The 19,352-nt window shown below is 52.4% G+C and carries 17 protein-coding genes; 5 read left to right on the top strand and 12 right to left on the bottom strand.

Annotated elements, in window-relative coordinates; translation table 11 throughout:
* Window positions 1-8: 8 nt before the first annotated feature.
* The 4 genes from OGY83_RS12990 (at window position 9) to OGY83_RS12975 (ending at window position 3,628) form a co-directional block, all read left to right on the top strand.
* Window positions 9-1,190: an MFS transporter gene (locus OGY83_RS12990; RefSeq protein ID WP_286636010.1), complete on the top strand. Its 1,182-nt coding sequence runs from the start codon at window positions 9-11 to the stop codon at window positions 1,188-1,190.
* Window positions 1,159-2,118 (top strand): HTH-type transcriptional regulator YidZ, encoded by a 960-nt coding sequence (yidZ, locus tag OGY83_RS12985; protein ID WP_286636009.1) that lies wholly within the window; start codon window positions 1,159-1,161, stop codon window positions 2,116-2,118. The genes OGY83_RS12990 and yidZ overlap by 32 nt, the downstream gene beginning before the upstream one ends.
* 166 nt (window positions 2,119-2,284) lie before the next feature.
* Window positions 2,285-3,031, top strand: coding sequence for a 4'-phosphopantetheinyl transferase family protein (locus OGY83_RS12980; RefSeq protein ID WP_079938824.1), 747 nt, complete (start codon window positions 2,285-2,287; stop codon window positions 3,029-3,031).
* Between the two features lie 30 nt (window positions 3,032-3,061).
* Complete coding sequence (locus OGY83_RS12975; RefSeq protein WP_286636008.1) at window positions 3,062-3,628, top strand: NADPH-dependent FMN reductase; 567 nt, start codon at window positions 3,062-3,064, stop codon at window positions 3,626-3,628.
* Between the two features lie 56 nt (window positions 3,629-3,684).
* Here OGY83_RS12975 and adeP read toward each other — a convergent pair whose 3' ends face one another.
* Window positions 3,685-5,022 carry an adenine permease AdeP gene (adeP, locus tag OGY83_RS12970; RefSeq protein WP_003827042.1) on the bottom strand — a complete coding sequence of 446 codons (1,338 nt, stop codon included), beginning with the start codon at window positions 5,020-5,022 and terminating at the stop codon, window positions 3,685-3,687.
* Between the two features lie 167 nt (window positions 5,023-5,189).
* Here adeP and yieH point away from each other — a divergent pair, with 167 nt between their 5' ends.
* Complete coding sequence (yieH, locus tag OGY83_RS12965) at window positions 5,190-5,855, top strand: 6-phosphogluconate phosphatase (protein WP_123269074.1); 666 nt, start codon at window positions 5,190-5,192, stop codon at window positions 5,853-5,855.
* A 121-nt stretch (window positions 5,856-5,976) separates the two neighbouring features.
* Here yieH and phoU read toward each other — a convergent pair whose 3' ends face one another.
* The 11 genes from phoU to atpA form a co-directional block, all read right to left on the bottom strand.
* Window positions 5,977-6,702: a phosphate signaling complex protein PhoU gene (gene phoU / locus OGY83_RS12960; protein ID WP_003023824.1), complete on the bottom strand. Its 726-nt coding sequence runs from the start codon at window positions 6,700-6,702 to the stop codon at window positions 5,977-5,979.
* A 14-nt stretch (window positions 6,703-6,716) separates the two neighbouring features.
* Window positions 6,717-7,490: a phosphate ABC transporter ATP-binding protein PstB gene (gene pstB, locus OGY83_RS12955; RefSeq protein WP_003023821.1), complete on the bottom strand. Its 774-nt coding sequence runs from the start codon at window positions 7,488-7,490 to the stop codon at window positions 6,717-6,719.
* 46 nt (window positions 7,491-7,536) lie between these two features.
* Window positions 7,537-8,427: a phosphate ABC transporter permease PstA gene (gene pstA, locus OGY83_RS12950; RefSeq protein WP_079938814.1), complete on the bottom strand. Its 891-nt coding sequence runs from the start codon at window positions 8,425-8,427 to the stop codon at window positions 7,537-7,539.
* The gene (gene pstC, locus OGY83_RS12945; RefSeq protein ID WP_008786549.1) at window positions 8,427-9,386 is read right to left on the bottom strand and encodes a phosphate ABC transporter permease PstC; all 960 of its coding nucleotides are present in this window, start codon (window positions 9,384-9,386) and stop codon (window positions 8,427-8,429) included. Before pstC ends, pstA begins: the two co-directional genes overlap by 1 nt.
* Window positions 9,387-9,578: 192 nt before the next feature.
* The gene (pstS, locus tag OGY83_RS12940) at window positions 9,579-10,619 is read right to left on the bottom strand and encodes a phosphate ABC transporter substrate-binding protein PstS (RefSeq protein ID WP_003827033.1); all 1,041 of its coding nucleotides are present in this window, start codon (window positions 10,617-10,619) and stop codon (window positions 9,579-9,581) included.
* 328 nt (window positions 10,620-10,947) lie between these two features.
* The gene (gene glmS / locus OGY83_RS12935) at window positions 10,948-12,777 is read right to left on the bottom strand and encodes a glutamine--fructose-6-phosphate transaminase (isomerizing) (RefSeq protein WP_003827031.1); all 1,830 of its coding nucleotides are present in this window, start codon (window positions 12,775-12,777) and stop codon (window positions 10,948-10,950) included.
* Window positions 12,778-13,003: 226 nt separating this feature from the next.
* Window positions 13,004-14,374 (bottom strand): bifunctional UDP-N-acetylglucosamine diphosphorylase/glucosamine-1-phosphate N-acetyltransferase GlmU, encoded by a 1,371-nt coding sequence (gene glmU / locus OGY83_RS12930; RefSeq protein ID WP_008786550.1) that lies wholly within the window; start codon window positions 14,372-14,374, stop codon window positions 13,004-13,006.
* Window positions 14,375-15,046: 672 nt separating this feature from the next.
* Complete coding sequence (locus OGY83_RS12925; RefSeq protein ID WP_003023809.1) at window positions 15,047-15,466, bottom strand: F0F1 ATP synthase subunit epsilon; 420 nt, start codon at window positions 15,464-15,466, stop codon at window positions 15,047-15,049.
* Between the two features lie 20 nt (window positions 15,467-15,486).
* On the bottom strand, window positions 15,487-16,869 hold the full coding sequence (gene atpD / locus OGY83_RS12920) for a F0F1 ATP synthase subunit beta (RefSeq protein WP_003023806.1): 1,383 nt from the start codon (window positions 16,867-16,869) through the stop codon (window positions 15,487-15,489).
* Between the two features lie 26 nt (window positions 16,870-16,895).
* Window positions 16,896-17,759, bottom strand: coding sequence for a F0F1 ATP synthase subunit gamma (gene atpG / locus OGY83_RS12915; protein WP_003023804.1), 864 nt, complete (start codon window positions 17,757-17,759; stop codon window positions 16,896-16,898).
* Between the two features lie 50 nt (window positions 17,760-17,809).
* Window positions 17,810-19,351 (bottom strand): F0F1 ATP synthase subunit alpha, encoded by a 1,542-nt coding sequence (gene atpA, locus OGY83_RS12910; protein ID WP_003827026.1) that lies wholly within the window; start codon window positions 19,349-19,351, stop codon window positions 17,810-17,812.
* Between the last annotated feature and the right edge of the window lies 1 nt (window position 19,352).

Raw genomic sequence — 19,352 nt, 5'->3', positions numbered from 1 at the left:
AGGTCGCTATGACACGCTTTCTAATCTGCAGTTTCGCCCTGGTTCTTCTTTATCCTGCCGGGATTGATATGTATCTGGTAGGGCTGCCCCGTATTGCTGCCGATTTACAGGCCAGCGAGGCGCAACTGCATATCGCGTTTTCGGTTTATCTGGCGGGAATGGCGACGGCGATGCTGTTCGCCGGAAAAATTGCCGACCAGTCAGGTCGCAAACCTGTCGCCATTGTCGGTTCCCTCATTTTTATTTTCGCCTCTGCACTGTGTTCGTTTGCCGAAAGCGGAACGCCGTTTCTCATAGGCCGCTTTATTCAGGGCGTAGGCGCGGGCTGCTGCTACGTGGTGGCTTTCGCCATCCTGCGCGACACACTTGACGATCGCCGTCGGGCGAAAGTACTGTCGTTGTTGAACGGTATTACCTGTATCGTGCCGGTGCTGGCTCCGGTGATGGGGCATCTGATCATGCTCAAATACCCATGGCAGAGCCTGTTCTACACGATGATGGGAATGGGTGTGGCTGTTTGCCTGCTGTCGGTGTTTGTCCTGCGAGAATCGCGTCCAGCAACGCTTATGGCGACGGCGGAAAAAAACCACACAACCGAATCGCTGGTAAACCGTTTTTTCTTAAGCCGTCTGGCCATTACCACCCTCAGCGTGTCGGTGATCCTGACCTTCGTGAATACGTCTCCGGTACTGCTGATGGAAGTGATGGGCTTCGACCGTGGTGAGTACGCCACTACGATGGCCATGACCGCAGGCATCAGTATGGCGGTCTCTTTCTCGACGCCATTTGCTCTGAGCGTGTTTAAGCCTCGCGTTCTGATGCTGACCTCACAGGTGCTGTTTCTGTGTGCGGGCGTGGTGTTAACCCTTGCCACTTCACATGCAGTAACGCTTTTCGGGCTGACGTTAATCTGCGCTGGATTCTCGGTCGGCTTCGGTGTTGCAATGAGCCAGGCGCTGGGGCCGTTCTCGCTGCGCGCGGGAGTCGCCAGCTCGGCACTAGGTATTGCGCAGGTTTGCGGTTCCTCGTTGTGGATATGGCTGGCGGCAGTGCTCGGCCTTGATGCGCTGAATATGCTGATCGGGATTCTGATTGGCTGTAGCATAGTGAGTGTCATGCTGATTATCACTGTTGCACCTAACCGGTCCGCGCCAACTCATGAAGAAATCCCTCAGCAGTCTCGATCTTAATTTATTGCTCTGCCTGCAGCTGTTGATGCAGGAGCGCAGCGTCACTAAAACCGCCAAACGGATGAACGTCACACCGTCGGCGGTCAGTAAATCGCTGTCGAAGCTGCGGGCCTGGTTTGACGATCCCTTGTTTGTGAACACCCCGCTGGGGCTATCGCCGACGCCGCTGATGGTCAGCATGGAGCAGAACCTGGCTGAATGGATGCAGATGGGCAATCAGCTGCTCGATAAGCCGCACCATGAGTCTCCGCGCGGGCTGAAGTTTGATCTGGTGGCCGAAACGCCGTTAGTGATGATCATGTTCAACTCGCTCTCCCGGCAGATTTACCAGCGCTATCCCCAGGCGACGATCAAAATACGCAACTGGGACTATGATTCGCTGGATGCCATTATTCGCGGTGAAGTGGATATTGGCTTTACCGGGCGCGAAAGCCATCCGCGTTCGCGCGAACTGCTGAGTTTGTTGCCATTGTCGATCGACCATGAAGTGCTGTTTTCCGATCTGCCCTGCGTCTGGCTACGTGAAGATCATCCCGCACTGCAGGAAGAGTGGAATCTGGACACCTTTCTGCGCTATCCGCACATCAGCATTAGCTGGGAGCAAAGCGATACATGGGCGCTGGATGAAGTCCTGCAAGAAATGGGGCGCGCACGCAATATCGCGTTATGTCTGCCTGGTTTTGAGCAATCGCTGTTTATGGCCGCGCAGCCGGATCACGCGCTGATAGCCACCGCACCGGTCTATTGTCAGCGTTATAACCAACTCCACCAGCTCCCGCTCGTGGCGCGACCGATGCCATTTGATACAGCGCAACTGGAAAAAATGCGCGTCCCGTTCACCCTTCTTTGGCATAAACGCAACAGCCACAATCCTAAGATCGTCTGGCTAAAAGACACGATCAAGGCGCTTTATCGCGATATGTCCTGACGATCCGTCATTTTGGTGTTGCTAAATCGACCATTCTGGCAACAGAAATGTAAATATCGCGTAATGTATCCCATTTCCGCTTACTTTTTGGGCAGCAAAGCCTGCCCGGAAGCCGTGTAAATGTTACTCTGGTAATAATCACGGACCATTAATCACGGAGCGACAAATGGCGACACATTTTGCCAGAGGGATTCTTACGGAGGGACACCTGGTTTCAGCTCGCCTCCCTTCTCCATGTCATATCGAAGCAAGAGATCTACCCGCTCATCGCCGGACACGTTTCCTGGCTTCCCGAAGTCTTCTCGCTGAACTGATGTTTATGCTTTACGGCACCGGCACGCTGCCCGAAATTGTTACTCAGGCCAAAGGTAAGCCCGTTTTTCGCGATAAGAACCTGCCGGGATTTTCGATTTCTTATGCCGGGAATATCGTCGGCGTTGTGCTAACGACTGAAGGAACATGCGGCCTGGATATGGAACTTCAGCGGGCTACCCACGGGTTTCACAATCCGAATGCAGCGGAAACGTGGCGCTTCTCCAGCAACGAAAATCTGTGGATCAACAACCAAAACGACCCCAACGAAGCACGCGCGCAGCTCATTACGTTGCGCCAGAGCGTACTCAAACTCACCGGCGATGTGTGCAATGACGATCCGCGCGAACTCCAGCTTTTACCCGGCGCAGGGCGCCTGAAATGTGCCCATGTGGCGCAGGTTGAAGCCATTTGCGATGCGGAAGATGTACTGGTGTGGTCGGTTGCGGTTACGCCAACCATTGAAAAACTCAAAGTTTGGGAGTTTGATGGTAAACAGGACTGGAAAAGTTTGCCTGATATCCAGACTCGCGCCAATGAGCCAACGGGTCGCCTGATCCGGTTCTCTCAATTATGTGCAGCGAAGAGCCATACGCTTTGATTTAACCTTCATGATGAAACAGGAGTCACCATGTCTGAAACATTGAATGTTGTTACGTTACTGGGAAGTCTGCGCAAAGGTTCGTTTAATGGAATGGTTGCCCGTACGCTGCCCAAGATTGCTCCAGCGGGAATGGAAGTGAACGCGTTGCCATCGATTGGTGATATCCCTCTGTACGATGCCGACCTCCAGCAGGAAGAAGGTTTTCCGGCCTGCGTAGAAACGCTGGCTGAGCAAATCAGAAAGGCTGACGGTGTCGTCATCGTCACACCAGAGTATAACTATTCTGTTCCGGGCGGACTGAAGAACGCCATCGACTGGCTGTCCCGCCTGCCCGATCAGCCATTATCCGGTAAGCCGGTACTGATCCAGACCAGTTCCATGGGCGCTATTGGTGGCGCGCGCTGTCAGTACCATCTGCGTCAGATCCTGGTATTCCTCGACGCCATGGTAATGAACAAGCCGGAATTTATGGGCGGCGTCATTCAGAACAAAGTGGATCCGCAGACGGGTGAAGTGATTGACCAAAGCACGCTAGACCATCTGACCGGTCAATTGACCGCATTTGGCGACTACATTCAGCGCGTGAAAGCGTAAAAGAAAAAGCCCGGCGATATGCCGGGCTTGTTTATATATGGGCAAATAAACAGCGATTAGTGCGCGTCGATAAACACAATCTTCAGCACAAACAGCAGTGCGACAATGATGACGCACGGGCTGAGGTCGCGGAAACGTCCGGTACCAATCTTCATCACGCAGTAAGAGATAAAGCCCAGCGCAATACCTTCGGTAATCGAGAAGCTAAACGGCATCATCACGGCGGTAATAAACGCCGGAACCGCTTCTGTCAGGTCATCCCACTTCACACGCGACAGGCTTGATGTCATCAGGACACCAACGTAAATCAACGCACCCGCGGCAGCATAACCCGGTACCATTCCTGCCAGCGGAGACAGGAAGATAACCAGCAGGAACAGCAGACCAACGACCACAGCGGTCAGACCGGTACGTCCGCCGACAGAAACGCCGGAAGAAGATTCGATATACGCAGTAACGGAAGAAGTCCCGATAAACGCCCCGGTAACTGACGACACGCTATCCACATACAGCGCTTGCTTCATGCGCGGGAACTTGCCCTTCGCATCCGCCAGACCGGCTTTATCAGTAACGCCAATCAGCGTACCGGAGGAGTCGAACAGGTTAACCAGCATGAACGAGAAAATCACACCCGCCAGGCCAATGTTAAACGAACCGGCCAGATCGACATGTCCGATAACGGACATCACGCTCGGTGGCGCAGAAACGATACCGTTGTAATGGACATCGCCCAGCATCCAGCCCAGCAGCGTGGTTACAATGATAGAAATCAGCACCGCCGCGTGAATGTTACGTGACGCCAGAATCGCGATGATAAAGAAGCCCAGAATACCAAGCAGTACGCTGTGAGACGTCAGGTTACCGATAGACACCAGCGTGTCTTTGTTGGCGACGATAACACCAGCGTTTTTCAGCCCCATCATGCCGATGAACAGACCAATACCGCTGGTGATGCCTACGCGCAGGCTAACCGGGATATTGGCAATCATCCAGTAACGTACGCGGAAAATCGTCAGCAGCAGCAGGCCTACCGCGCCCCAGAAGATAGCGCCCATACCAATCTGCCATGACAGGCCCATCGCGCCAACGACCACGAAAGCGAAGAATGCGTTCAGGCCCATAGCAGGCGCAAGTGCGACCGGCAGGTTGGCAAACAGGCCCATCAGGATGCTACCAAATGCAGCAATAAGGCAGGTGGTAACAAAGACAGCGCTGGTATCCATGCCAGCCACGCCAAGAATTTGCGGGTTAACAAAAACGATATACACCATCGTCAGGAAGGTGGTTAAACCGGCGATCACTTCGGTCCGTGCCGTCGTGCCATGTTCGCGCAGTTTGAACACGCGTTCCAGCATCCCCTGACCAGAAGCCTGGGTTGTGTGTTGTTGACTCATTATCAATTTCCGAACAAGGAGGGAAAATTCGTCGCTATCCTATACCAAAATGCGACAATAGGGTTGGGTTATGAGCAACTTTTTTCATTGATTTTGCTTATACGGCAACGATTGCGTCACCCAATAATGCATTACGAAAACGTTAAACTTGTTAAAACGGAAATGACATGTCCCAGATAGAAGCCGTATTTTTTGACTGTGACGGTACCCTTGTCGACAGTGAAGTAATTTGTTCTCGCGCGTATGTCAGCATGTTCCAGGCGTTTGGCATTACGCTCGATCTTGAAGAAATTTTCAAACGCTTCAAGGGGGTAAAGCTGTACGAGATCATCGACATTATCAACGAAGAGCACGGTGTCGAACTGGCAAAAGCCGATTTAGAACCGGTTTACCGCGCTGAGGTCGCACGTCTGTTCGATACGGAACTGGAGGTGATTGCCGGTGCCAATGCGCTACTGGACAGCATGGCCGTACCAATGTGTGTGGTATCTAACGGTCCGGTCAGCAAAATGCAGCATTCGCTGGGTAAGCTGGGCATGTTGCACCATTTCCCTGATTTACTGTTCAGCGGCTACGATATTCAGCGTTGGAAGCCCGATCCGGCCCTGATGTTCCATGCGGCGAAAGCGATGGACGTTAACGTTGAGAACTGCATTCTGGTTGATGATTCCAGCGCAGGCGCGCAGGCGGGGATTGCAGCCGGGATGGAAGTGTTCTACTTCTGCGCCGATCCGCACAACAAACCGATTGATCATCCAAAAGTGACGACGTTTACCGATCTGGCACAGTTGCCGGAATTGTGGAAGGCGCGGGGTTGGGATATCGTCGATTAAACAGTAGGCCTGATAAGCAAAGCCCCATCAGGTAAATGGCGCAGAATGCCGGATGCGGCGTAACGCCTTATCCGGCCTACAATAGCGACGCCGGGGGATCCCGGCGAACGCAACAAGCCGCTTATTCTTTCGGATCTTTGCCCGCCAGCAGCTTATCCAGTTCATCGCCGCCCACGTGACGGAAGTCTTGTCCCTTCACGAAGTAGAAGATGTATTCGCAGATATTCTGGCAGCGGTCACCGATACGTTCGATGGAACGTGCGCAGAACAGCGCGGTCAGCACGCTTGGAATGGTACGTGGGTCTTCCATCATATAAGTCATCAGCTGACGCACGATGCCTTCATATTCCTGGTCAACTTTCTTATCTTCGCGATAAATACGCACTGCTTCGTCCAGATCCATACGCGCAAACGCATCCAGCACGTCATGCAGCATTTGTACGGTGTGGCGGCCCAGTGATTCCAGGCTTACCAGCAGCGGCTGGTGCTGTTGCGAGAACTTCTCCAGCGCGGTACGGCAAATTTTGTCCGCCACGTCGCCAATACGTTCCAGCTCAGCGATGGTTTTGATAATCGCCATCACCAGACGCAGGTCGCTCGCTGTCGGTTGACGCTTGGCAATGATACGCACGCAGGCTTCGTCGATCGCCACTTCCATCATGTTGACGTTCTTATCGCCTTCAATGACGCGTTTTGCCAGCTCGCTGTCCTGGTTGTGCATCGCCGTGATTGCATCAGAAAGCTGCTGCTCGACCATGCCGCCCATGGTCATCACCTGGGTACGGATGCTTTCCAGCTCTGCATTGAACTGGCCGGAAATATGTTTATTAAGGTTAAGGTTATCCACAACAAGCTCCTGAATCAGCCGTAACGACCGGTGATGTAATCTTCAGTTTGTTTCTTCGCGGGCTTGGTGAACAGATCGTCCGTGTTGCTGAACTCAATCAACTCGCCCAGGTACATAAATGCCGTGTGATCGGAACAACGCGCAGCCTGCTGCATGTTGTGGGTAACGATAACGACGGTGTAATCCTCTTTCAGCTCAGTGATCAGCTCTTCGATACGCCCGGTAGAAATAGGGTCGAGCGCTGAACATGGCTCATCAAGCAGAAGCACTTCCGGGCGAATGGCGATACCACGCGCAATACACAGACGCTGCTGCTGACCACCCGAGAGAGAGTACCCGCTCTGGTGTAATTTATCTTTGGTTTCGTTCCACAATGCGGCCTTGGTCAATGCCCACTGCACACGCTCGTCCATATCCGCACGCGAGAGTTTCTCAAACAGACGTACGCCAAAAGCGATGTTGTCGTAGATGGACATCGGGAACGGCGTTGGCTTCTGGAATACCATGCCCACTTTGGCACGCAGCAGAGCGATATCCTGGGTATTGGTGAGAATATTGTCGCCATCCAGCAGGATTTCACCTTCCGCACGCTGCTCCGGGTACAGTTCAAACATTTTGTTGAACGTACGCAGCAGCGTCGATTTACCACAGCCTGACGGCCCGATAAACGCCGTTACCTGGTTTTTAGCAATATCCAGGTTGATGTTCTTCAGGGCATGGAATTTGCCATAGTAGAAGTTCAAATCACGAACCTGAATCTTACCTGGGGCAGTATCAACCATACTCATTTCAATCTTTTCCTCATCCGGCGCCGCATCAGCCACGCCGTAAAAATTAACCGTGTTTCTTCTTCGCGAAAATGACGCGCGCCAGAATGTTCAGCAGCAGTACGCACAGGGTAATAATCAGTACCCCGGCCCAGGCCAGTTGCTGCCACTCAGCAAACGGGCTCATCGCAAACTTAAAGATAGTGACTGGCAGGTTGGCGATAGGCTGCATCATGTCGGTGCTCCAGAACTGGTTGGAGAGCGACGTAAACAGCAGCGGAGCCGTTTCACCTGCGATACGTGCAATAGCCAGCAGAACCCCTGTAATGATGCCTGAGACAGATGCCTTCAGGGTGATCGCAGAAATCATCTTCCATTTCGGCGTACCCAGTGCATAGGCGGCTTCACGCAGGCTATCCGGCACCAGCTTGAGCATGTTCTCCGTGGTACGGATAACAATGGGCACCTGCAGCAGCGCCAGCGCGATAACGCCCGCCCAGCCTGAAAAGTGCTCCATTTTTGCTACCACGATGGTGTAAACGAACAGACCGACCACGATTGATGGCGCAGACAGCAGAATGTCGTTGATAAAGCGGATGACCTCAGCCAGCCAGGACTTACGTCCGTACTCTGCCAGGTAGATACCCGCCATAATGCCAAGCGGTGTACCAAACACGGTCGCCCACAGAATTAACAGTCCACTACCGGCCAGGGCGTTCGCCAGACCACCACCCGCCGTATTCGGCGGAGGCGTCATTTCGGTGAACAGCGCCAGCGACATACCGTCGATACCGCGGGTGATTGTGGACATCAGGATCCACACCAGCCAGAACAGACCGAATGCCATGGTCGCCATAGAGAGCGTCAGCGCGATGCGGTTCTTCAGACGGCGACGTGCCTGCATTTTACGGCGGGACTCCGCCAGCGCAGTGGTGTTTTGCATTTCAAGCGTAGCCATTAGCGTGCCCCCTCGTTCTTCGCAAGGCGCATGATCATGAACTTAGACGCCGCCAGTACGATGAAGGTGATCACAAACAGAATCAGACCCAGCTCCATCAATGCAGCAACGTGCAGCCCCGATTCCGCTTCGGCAAATTCATTCGCCAGCGCAGAGGTAATACTGTTGCCCGGCATGTACAGCGAGGCGCTATCGAGCTGGTAGGTGTTACCAATGATAAAGGTCACCGCCATGGTTTCACCCAGCGCACGGCCCAGACCCAGCATCACACCGCCGATCACACCATTTTTGGTGAACGGCAGGACGATACGCCAGATAACTTCCCAGGTGGTACAGCCGATGCCGTAGGCCGACTCTTTCATCAGCACCGGCGTTTGTTCGAACACATCACGCATAACCGCAGCAATGTACGGGATGATCATGATGGCGAGGATCACACCAGCCGCCAGAATACCGATACCAAACGCCGGGCCGGCAAACAGTGCGCCAACAAACGGAATGTTGGAAAGGATGTTTCCGACCGGCTCCTGGAAGTACGTCGCAAACAGCGGGGCAAAGATAAACAGACCCCACATGCCGTATACGATACTCGGAATAGCCGCCAGCAGTTCAATAGCGATACCCAGCGGGCGACGCAGCCAACCGGGTGCAAGTTCTGTCAGGAACAGCGCAATGCCGAAACTCACCGGAACGGCAATCAGCAATGCAATAAACGAGGTGACCAGCGTACCGTAAATCGGTACCAGCGCGCCGTAGATATCGTTCGGCGCATCCCAGTCTTTGGTCCACAGAAAGGAGAAACCAAATTTCTGAATGCTTGGCCAGGAGGAGATAACAAGAGAAACAATAATGCCACCCAACATCAATAGCACAATCAGCGCAGCCAGTTTTACCAGCGCGCTGAATATCATGTCACCCTTTTTACCCGGTGGGTTAAAAGCAGGCTTGGTTGCAGCCATAAATCACTCTTTAAGTTTGGGCCAGGAAGCACGCATTTTATCGTGCTTCCCGGCTAACGTAATGCCATACCCTAAATAATTCGAGTTGCAGCAAGGCGGCAAGCTTGTGAATACCCAGGAGCATAGATTCACTATGTGACTGGGGTGAACAAGCACAGCCAACACAGCTGCGGCTCGAAGTATGACGGGTATTTAGTACAGCGCTTTACCGCTGCTGTCTTTCACGTTGGTCTTCCATGCAGCACGAATCTGCTCAACCACGCTGTCCGGCAGGCTGGCGTAATCCAGGTCATTAGCCTGTTTGCCGCCATTTTTGTATGCCCAGTCGAAGAATTTCAGCACTTCAACGCCCTGCTCAGGCTTCTTCTGCTCTTTATGGACCAGGATGAAGGTGGTGGAAGTGATTGGCCACGCATCGTCACCTTTCTGGTTAGTCAGATCCTGAGCGAAGGTTTTGCTCCAGTCAGCGCCTTTAGCGGCGTTGGCAAAGTTTTCTTCGGTCGGGCTTACCGGTTTGCCATCAGCAGAGACCAGCTTGGTGTACGCCAGGTTGTTCTGCTTAGCGTAAGCGTACTCAACGTAGCCGATAGAACCCGGCAGACGCTGTACGAACGCGGCGATACCGTCGTTACCTTTACCGCCCAGACCGGTCGGCCAGTTTACGGTGGAGCCGGAACCAATTTTAGATTTCCACTCTTCGTTCACTTTCGCCAGGTAGCTAGTGAAGACGAAGGAAGTACCGGAACCATCAGCGCGACGCACAACGGCGATATTCTGCGAAGGCAACTTCAGACCCGGGTTCAGTTTGGTGATGGCTTCGTCATCCCACTTCTTAATTTTGCCGAGGTAAATGTCGCCCAGCGTTTTACCGTCCAGCACCAGCTCACCGGATTTCAGGCCAGGGATGTTGACTGCCAGCACCACACCGCCGATAACGGTCGGGAACTGGAACAGGCCTTCTTGCGCCAGTTTCTCGTCAGACAGCGGGGCATCAGAAGCGCCGAAATCAACGGTATTGGCCGTAATTTGTTTTACACCACCGGAGGAGCCGATACCCTGGTAGTTTACTTTGCTACCGGTTTCTTTCTGATAGGTATCTGCCCATTTGGCATACACTGGCGCAGGGAAGGTTGCACCTGCACCTGTCAGGCTCGCTGCTGCAAACGCAGAGAACGCGCTCATGGATAAGGTCGCGGCGACAACAGTTGCGACAGTGGTACGCATAACTTTCATAATGTCTCCTGCACGGTTTTCGTAAATCGTTGTTTGAGTTGCTACTGTGAGCAAAATAGGACAAACAGGTGACAGTTAAATGTACGAAATATGACAGTTTTATGACAATGAAAAACACAGAGAGTTTTTTAGAAAGAAATACATTTAAAACAAAATGTTATCCATTACTATGACAATAACATTTCGCTAAAATTTTCTTTTTATGACACTGCAAACAGTAGCTGAAGATGACGGTTTGTCACATAAAACAGGCGGGATAATTGATTAAAAACAGAACAAGTTAAAAAAATGCCCCGCTTATAGCAGGGCATGTTCAGTTCAGTACGGATTACTCTACGGTAACCGACTTCGCCAGGTTACGCGGCTGATCCACGTCGGTGCCTTTAATCAGCGCCACATGATACGCCAGCAGCTGCAGCGGAACGGTGTAGAAGATAGGTGCAATAACCTCTTCCACATGCGGCATCTCGATGATGTGCATGTTTTCGCTGCTGGTAAAGCCAGCATCCTGATCAGCAAAGACGTACAGCTGACCGCCACGGGCGCGAACTTCTTCAATGTTGGATTTCAGTTTTTCCAGCAGTTCGTTGTTCGGCGCAACCACGATAACCGGCATATCGGCATCAATCAGCGCCAGCGGACCGTGTTTCAGTTCGCCTGCGGCATATGCTTCAGCGTGAATATAAGAGATCTCTTTCAGCTTCAGCGCGCCTTCCAGCGCAATCGGGTACTGATCGCCACGACCCAGGAACAGCGCATGGTGTTTGTCAGAGAAACCTTCAGCCAGAGCGGCAATTCGTTTGTCCTGAGACAGCATCTGCTCAATACGGCTCGGCAGTGCCTGCAGACCGTGAACGATTTCCTGCTCAATGGCCACATCCAGGCCTTTCAGACGAGACAGTTTCGCCACCAGCATCAGCAGAACAGTCAGTTGGGTGGTAAAGGCTTTCGTGGAGGCCACGCCGATTTCGGTACCGGCATTGGTCATCATCGCCAGGTCGGATTCGCGTACCAGAGAAGATCCCGGTACGTTACAAATAGCCAGCGAGCCCAGATAGCCCAGCTCTTTAGATAAGCGCAGACCCGCCAGGGTATCCGCCGTTTCACCAGACTGGGAAAGGGTGATCATCAGGCTGTTACGACGCACGGCAGATTTGCGATAGCGGAACTCGGAAGCGATTTCGACATCACAAGGAATGCCAGCCAGCGATTCAAACCAGTAGCGGGACACCATACCGGAGTTGTACGACGTACCACAGGCGATAATCTGGATATGCTCAACCTGAGACAGCAGCTCGTTGGCATGAGAACCCAGCTCGCTTAAATCCACTTCACCGTGGCTAATGCGCCCGGTCAGCGTGTTTTTAATTGCGTTCGGCTGTTCATAGATCTCTTTCTGCATGTAGTGGCGATAAATACCTTTTTCGCCCGCATCGTATTGCAGATTAGATTCGATATCCTGACGTTTCACTTCCGCGCCAGACTTGTCGAAAATAGAGACCGAACGACGGGTCACTTCCGCGATGTCGCCCTCTTCCAGGAAGATAAAGCGACGGGTTACCGGCAGCAGTGCCAGCTGATCGGAAGCGATAAAGTTCTCACCCATACCCAGCCCAATCACCAGCGGGCTACCAGAACGTGCCGCCAGCAGGGTTTCCGGGTTACGGGTATCCATGATCACTGTGCCGTAGGCACCACGTAGCTGCGGAATAGTACGCAGCACGGCTTCACGCAGCGTACCACCCTGTTCCAGCTCCCAGTGCACCAGGTGAGCAATCACTTCGGTGTCGGTTTCAGAAACAAAGGTGTAGCCACGCGTTTTCAACAGCTCACGCAGTGGTTCATGGTTTTCAATGATGCCGTTATGCACCACAACAATGTGTTCAGAAACATGGGGATGCGCGTTCGCTTCTGAAGGTTCACCGTGTGTCGCCCAGCGGGTGTGAGCGATACCTGTACCACCATGCAGCGGATGTTCTTCCGCAGCAGCAGTCAGCATCTGCACTTTACCCAGACGACGCAGACGGGTCATGTTGCCTTCAGCATCGACAACGGCCAGACCAGCAGAGTCATAACCACGATATTCCAGACGACGTAAACCTTCGAGAAGGATTTCAGCTACATCACGCTGCGCGATAGCGCCAACAATTCCACACATATTTTTTTGATTCCGAATTTAGGCATTTTGCCTGTCGTTGTCGGTCAACCTGATACCCGTATTCCGGGCGCCCCGAGCCTTGTAGAGAGTGGGGTTATTTTTATAGGTACTGCTTGTTGAGCGGAGGATTATATTATCCCCTCATCTCTTGTCTGCCTGATGGCGCTTACGCTTAACAGGCCTACAGAACGTCATCGCACGTAGGCCGCCATCCGGCAAAAATAAATTACTTCTTCTTCACCGGACGCTGCCAGCCCTGTTTATGGACTTGAGGTACACGGCTTAATACCAGTTCGTTATCGGCGACATTACGCGTTACTGTGGTTCCGGCGGCAATCGTCGCACCTTTACCCACGGTGACAGGCGCCACCAGCTGAGTATCAGAACCCACAAACACATCATCACCAATAATGGTTTTAAACTTATTGGCGCCATCGTAGTTGCAGGTAATCGTACCCGCGCCAATATTCACGTTATCGCCAATTTCCGCATCACCCAGATAGGTCAGATGACCGGCTTTAGAGCCTTTACCCAGACGCGCTTTTTTCATTTCGACGAAGTTGCCCACGTGTGCGCCTTCCTGCAGCTCAGCACCCGGGCGCAGACGCGCGAATGGACCGATGGTGCAAGCGGCTTCCAGATGGGCATCTTCCACCACGCTGTACGGGCTAAGCTCACAACCCTCACCAATCACGCTGTTTTTGATGATGCAGCCAGCGCCAATCTTGACGCGATCCCCAACGGTTACGTTACCTTCAATGATAACGTTAGTATCAATTTCAACATCGCGCCCGTGAATCAGCGTACCGCGAAGATCAAAACGTGCAGGATCGCGCAGCATCACGCCCGCCAGCAGCAGTTTTTCTGCCTGCTCGGACTGATAAACACGTTCCAGACGGGATAACTGAAGACGGTTATTTACCCCTTCCGTTTCACTGATTCGTGCCGGATGTACCGCAGCAATTTCACGTCCTTCCTGATACGCCATCGCGATGATATCGGTGATGTAGTATTCACCCTGCACGTTGTTGTTGGTCAGTTTAGACAGCCAACGCTTCATGTCAGCGCCGTTGGCAATCAGAATGCCAGTGTTGATTTCCTGGATTTGACGCTGCTCGTCGGTTGCATCTTTATGCTCAACAATGCCAGTAACTTTGCCGTTATCACGGGTAATACGCCCATATCCGGATGGATCGTCCAGTTTTACCGTTAACAAACCGATACCGCCCTGCGGTTTGGCTTCACGCAGGCGACGTAAGGTATCGGTAGAGATCAGCGGCACATCGCCATAGAGCATTAAAATGTCTTCGTCATCACTAAAGAATGGCGCCGCCTGCTGCATTGCATGGCCGGTACCTAACTGCTCAGCCTGCAGAACCCAATTCAGATTGCCATCTTTCAGAGTCTGTTTAAGCAGATCGCCACCGTGTCCGTAGACAAGATGTACGTGAGTCGCACCTAATTCATTAGCAGCATCAATGACATGCTGAACCATCGGTTTTCCTGCGAGGGTGTGCAGCACTTTAGGGAGATCGGAATACATACGCGTGCCTTTGCCTGCGGCAAGGATCACGACGCTCATAGCATTATTCAACATACACGTCCTGACTGTAATTTGAGAACGAATTTATACCGTTTCACATTGAAAATACTACATTTTTTTCAGCGTGAAATGGACCGAAGATAAAACGTTCAATCGGGGAAATTTCCCCTCTGATAGCTCTCTATTTTCATCTATTTCGGCATCTTTTGTCTCCCAAAAACCCGGAGTCTGCTCTTATTAAAGCCTTAGGTTAATGTTTTTGCTATTTTTTTACCGCATGAATAAAGCATTACATCAGCATAGTACGATTTTATTTATGTGATTCAGTGAGAAGCAGAAAAACGGGTAGGGAAAATAGAGGGAGAAAGATAGAGAACAAATGATACAGAGAAGGAGGGGGATTTTATAACGGATGGCGCTAGCAGATAAACCGTATTAAGCATCGCGCCACAGAGCAGGTAGGGAACGACTAAACGTCCATGCTGCTGAAAAGGGCGATGATTTTGTTAAACAATTTCATGTTGGTATCCTGTTTTTATCTGAGTTAATTATGTGACACACATCACATAAAAAGAGTCTACGCCTCATTTTTTAACCGATCAACATTTTTTGTGATGTAAATCACGAAATAATAAAACAGCTTTTTAGTTCCACTTTTACTGAAACAAATCCATAAAAAAAGCCAGCCTGGAAACCAGACTGGCCTTTGTGATTTTCAAGCCGGTGTTACATCGCTTTTTTGGTCAACTCGATAACGCGCAGTTTCGCGATCGCTTTGGCCAGTTCCGCAGATGCCTGAGCGTAATCCACGTCACCATGAGAGCTCTTAATGTGCTCTTCAGCCTTACGCTTCGCTTCCAGGGCTCTCGCTTCATCGAGATCCTGTCCGCGAATCGCGGTATCAGCCAGTACGGTCACGCTGCCAGGCTGCACTTCGAGAATGCCGCCGGACAGATAGATAAACTCTTCATGACCGAACTGTTTAACGATGCGGATCATACCAGGCTTAATGGCGGTGAGCAGCGGTGCGTGACCCGGGAAAATACCCAGTTCACCTTCACTACCCGTTACCTGGATTTTCTCGACCAGACCAGAGAACATTTGTTGCTCTGCGCTGACGACGTCCAGGTGGTAAGTCATTGCCATATCACCCTCCGATTAAGGCGTTAAAGTTTTTTGGCTTTTTCTACGGCTTCGTCGATAGAACCAACCATGTAGAACGCCTGCTCTGGCAGGTGGTCGTATTCGCCTTCCATGATGCCTTTAAAGCCACGGATGGTGTCTTTCAGGGAAACGTATTTACCCGGAGAACCGGTGAATACTTCCGCAACGAAGAACGGCTGGGACAGGAAGCGCTGGATCTTACGCGCACGTGCTACCACCAGTTTATCTTCTTCAGACAGTTCATCCATACCCAGGATGGCGATGATGTCTTTCAGTTCCTGATAACGCTGCAGCAGGGACTGTACGCCACGCGCGGTGTCGTAGTGTTCCTGACCAACAACCAGCGGATCCAGCTGACGGCTGGTGGAGTCCAGCGGGTCAACTGCCGGGTAGATACCCAGAGATGCGATCTGACGGCTCAGTACCACGGTTGCATCCAAGTGAGCAAAGGTGGTTGCTGGGGATGGGTCAGTCAAGTCATCCGCAGGTACGTATACCGCCTGAACGGAGGTGATAGAACCGGTTTTGGTAGAGGTGATACGTTCCTGAAGAACACCCATCTCTTCCGCCAGGGTCGGCTGGTAGCCTACCGCTGATGGCATACGACCCAGCAGTGCAGATACTTCTGTACCGGCCAGGGTGTAACGATAGATGTTATCGACGAACAGCAGAACGTCACGACCTTCGTCACGGAACTTCTCAGCCATGGTCAGACCGGTCAGCGCAACGCGCAGACGGTTTCCCGGCGGCTCGTTCATCTGGCCATATACCAGGGATACTTTGTCCAGAACGTTGGAGTCGGTCATTTCGTGGTAGAAGTCGTTACCCTCACGAGTACGTTCACCTACGCCCGCAAACACGGAGTAACCGGAGTGTTCGATCGCGATGTTACGGATCAGCTCCATCATGTTTACGGTTTTACCTACACCCGCACCACCGAACAGACCGACTTTACCGCCCTTAGCGAACGGACACATCAGGTCGATAACTTTGATGCCGGTTTCCAGCAGTTCCTGAGAGCTGGACAGCTCTTCGTAGGAAGGTGCTGCGCGGTGGATAGCCCAACGCTCTTCTTCACCGATATCGCCTTTCATGTCGATAGGGTGACCCAGGACGTTCATGATACGACCCAGAGTTGCTTTACCTACCGGGACTTCGATCGGGTGTTCGAGGTCTTTTACTTCCAGACCACGACGCAGACCGTCGGAAGAACCCATGGCGATGGTACGTACGATACCGCCGCCGAGCTGCTGCTGAACTTCCAGCACCAGGCTCTCTTTACCATTCATAACCTCAAGAGCATCGTACACGCGCGGTACGGCATCCTGAGGGAATTCGACGTCAACCACGGCGCCGATTACCTGGACAATTTTTCCAGTAGCCATCTTGAATCCTCTACGAATTAACCTGGTTATACCGCGGATGCACCACCGACGATTTCGGTGAGTTCCTGAGTAATGCTGGCCTGACGAGCTTTGTTGTATACCAACTGCAGCTCTTTAATCAGGCTGCCGCCATTGTCGGTCGCGGCTTTCATCGCCACCATACGTGCGGCCTGCTCGCTGGCCAGGTTTTCTACCACGCCCTGATAAACCTGAGACTCGACATAACGACGCAGCAGGGTATCCAGCAGCGCTTTCGGGTCTGGCTCATACAGGTAATCCCAGGATTTACGCTTCAATTCATCATCATCTGATGCCGGCAGAGGCAGCAGTTGGGTGATGGTTGGCGTCTGAGACATGGTGTTAATAAATTTGTTGCTGACAACGTACAGTCTGTCCAGACGACCTTCATCGTAGGCCTGCAGCATCACTTTAACCGGACCAATCAGTTCGGACAGGGAAGGGTTATCCCCCATACCGGTTACCTGAGCGATCACGTTACCGCCAACGGAATTAAAGAAAGACACGCCCTTAGAGCCGATCATTGCGATATCGCACTGAACGCCTTTATCGGACCATGTTTTCATATCCGCCAGCAGCTTTTTGAACAGGTTAATGTTCAAGCCACCGCACAGACCACGGTCGGTCGACACCACCAGGTAGCCCACGCGTTTAACGTCGCGTTCTTCCAGGTAAGGGTGCTTATATTCCAGATTACCATTCGCAAGGTGACCAATCACTTTGCGCATGGTCTCTGCATAAGGACGGCTGGCCGCCATGCGATCCTGCGATTTACGCATTTTGGAAGCGGCGACCATCTCCATCGCTTTAGTGATCTTCTGCGTGTTCTGGACGCTTGCGATCTTACTACGTATCTCTTTTGCGCCGGCCATGAGCTTCTCCTCAATGCCTTGCGGTCCGCCCTAAAGCAGACCGCCAGACGTTACCAGGACTGGGTTGCCTTGAAGGAATCGAGGATAGCTTTCAGCTTGCCTTCGATTTCATCGTTATAGCCACCGGACTGGTTGATCTCTTGCATCAGCGGAGCGTGGTCACGGTCAACGTAAGCCAGCAGAGCGGCTTCGAAGCTACCGATTTTCGCCAGTTCCACATCTTCGAGGTAACCGCGTTCAGCCGCAAACAGCACCACACCCTGCTGTGCAACAGACATTGGCGCATACTGTTTCTGCTTCAGCAGTTCAGTTACTTTCTGACCGTGGCTCAGCTGCTTACGCGTAGCTTCATCCAGGTCGGAAGCGAACTGAGAAAACGCTGCCAGTTCACGATACTGTGCCAGAGCGGTACGAATACCACCGGACAGTTTCTTGATGATCTTGGTCTGCGCTGCACCACCTACACGAGATACGGAGATACCCGGGTTAACTGCCGGACGAATACCGGAGTTAAACAGGTTGGTTTCCAAGAAGATCTGACCATCGGTAATGGAAATTACGTTGGTCGGAACGAACGCAGAAACGTCACCCGCCTGGGTTTCGATAATCGGCAGAGCGGTCAGGGAGCCGGTTTTACCTTTAACTTCACCATTGGTGAACTTCTCAACGTATTCCGCGTTTACGCGGGATGCGCGTTCCAGCAGACGGGAGTGGAGGTAAAATACGTCGCCCGGGAATGCTTCACGTCCTGGCGGACGACGCAGCAGCAGGGAAACCTGACGGTAAGCAACGGCCTGTTTAGACAGGTCATCGTAAACGATCAGTGCATCTTCACCGCGGTCACGGAAGTATTCGCCCATTGCGCAACCGGCATATGGCGCCAGGTATTGCAGTGCAGCAGATTCAGACGCGGTCGCCACAACAACGATGGTGTTGGACAGTGCGCCGTGTTCTTCCAGTTTACGAACCACGTTAGAAATGGTGGACGCTTTCTGGCCGATAGCCACGTACACACATTTGATGCCGGAATCACGCTGGTTGATGATGGCATCGATTGCCATCGCAGTTTTACCTGTCTGACGGTCACCGATGATCAGCTCACGCTGGCCACGACCGATTGGGATCATGGCATCAACAGATTTATAACCGGTCTGTACTGGCTGGTCGACGGACTGACGTTCGATTACGCCTGGTGCGATAACTTCGATTGGCGAGAAGCCATCGTTATCAACCGGACCTTTACCGTCAATCGGGGAACCCAGAGTGTTCACCACACGACCCAGCAGGCCACGGCCAACCGGAACTTCCAGAATACGACCCGTACACTTAACCTTCATGCCTTCGGCGAGGTCAGCGTATGGACCCATCACAACTGCACCTACGGAGTCGCGCTCCAGGTTCAGTGCGATAGCGTAACGGTTACCCGGCAGGGAAATCATCTCACCCTGCATACAATCGGCCAGGCCGTGAATGCGGATAACACCGTCACTTACAGAAACAATAGTACCTTCGTTATGAGCTTCGCTCACAACACTGAACTGAGCAATGCGCTGCTTGATCAGTTCGCTGATTTCGGTGGAATTCAGTTGCATG

It is taken from the genome of Citrobacter sp. Cpo090, assembly GCF_030332665.1.
In the GTDB taxonomy this organism is placed as follows: Bacteria; Pseudomonadota; Gammaproteobacteria; order Enterobacterales; family Enterobacteriaceae; genus Citrobacter; species Citrobacter portucalensis.
Note: the sequence above shows the minus strand (reverse complement) of the source record. Positions and strands in the feature narration are given on the sequence as shown.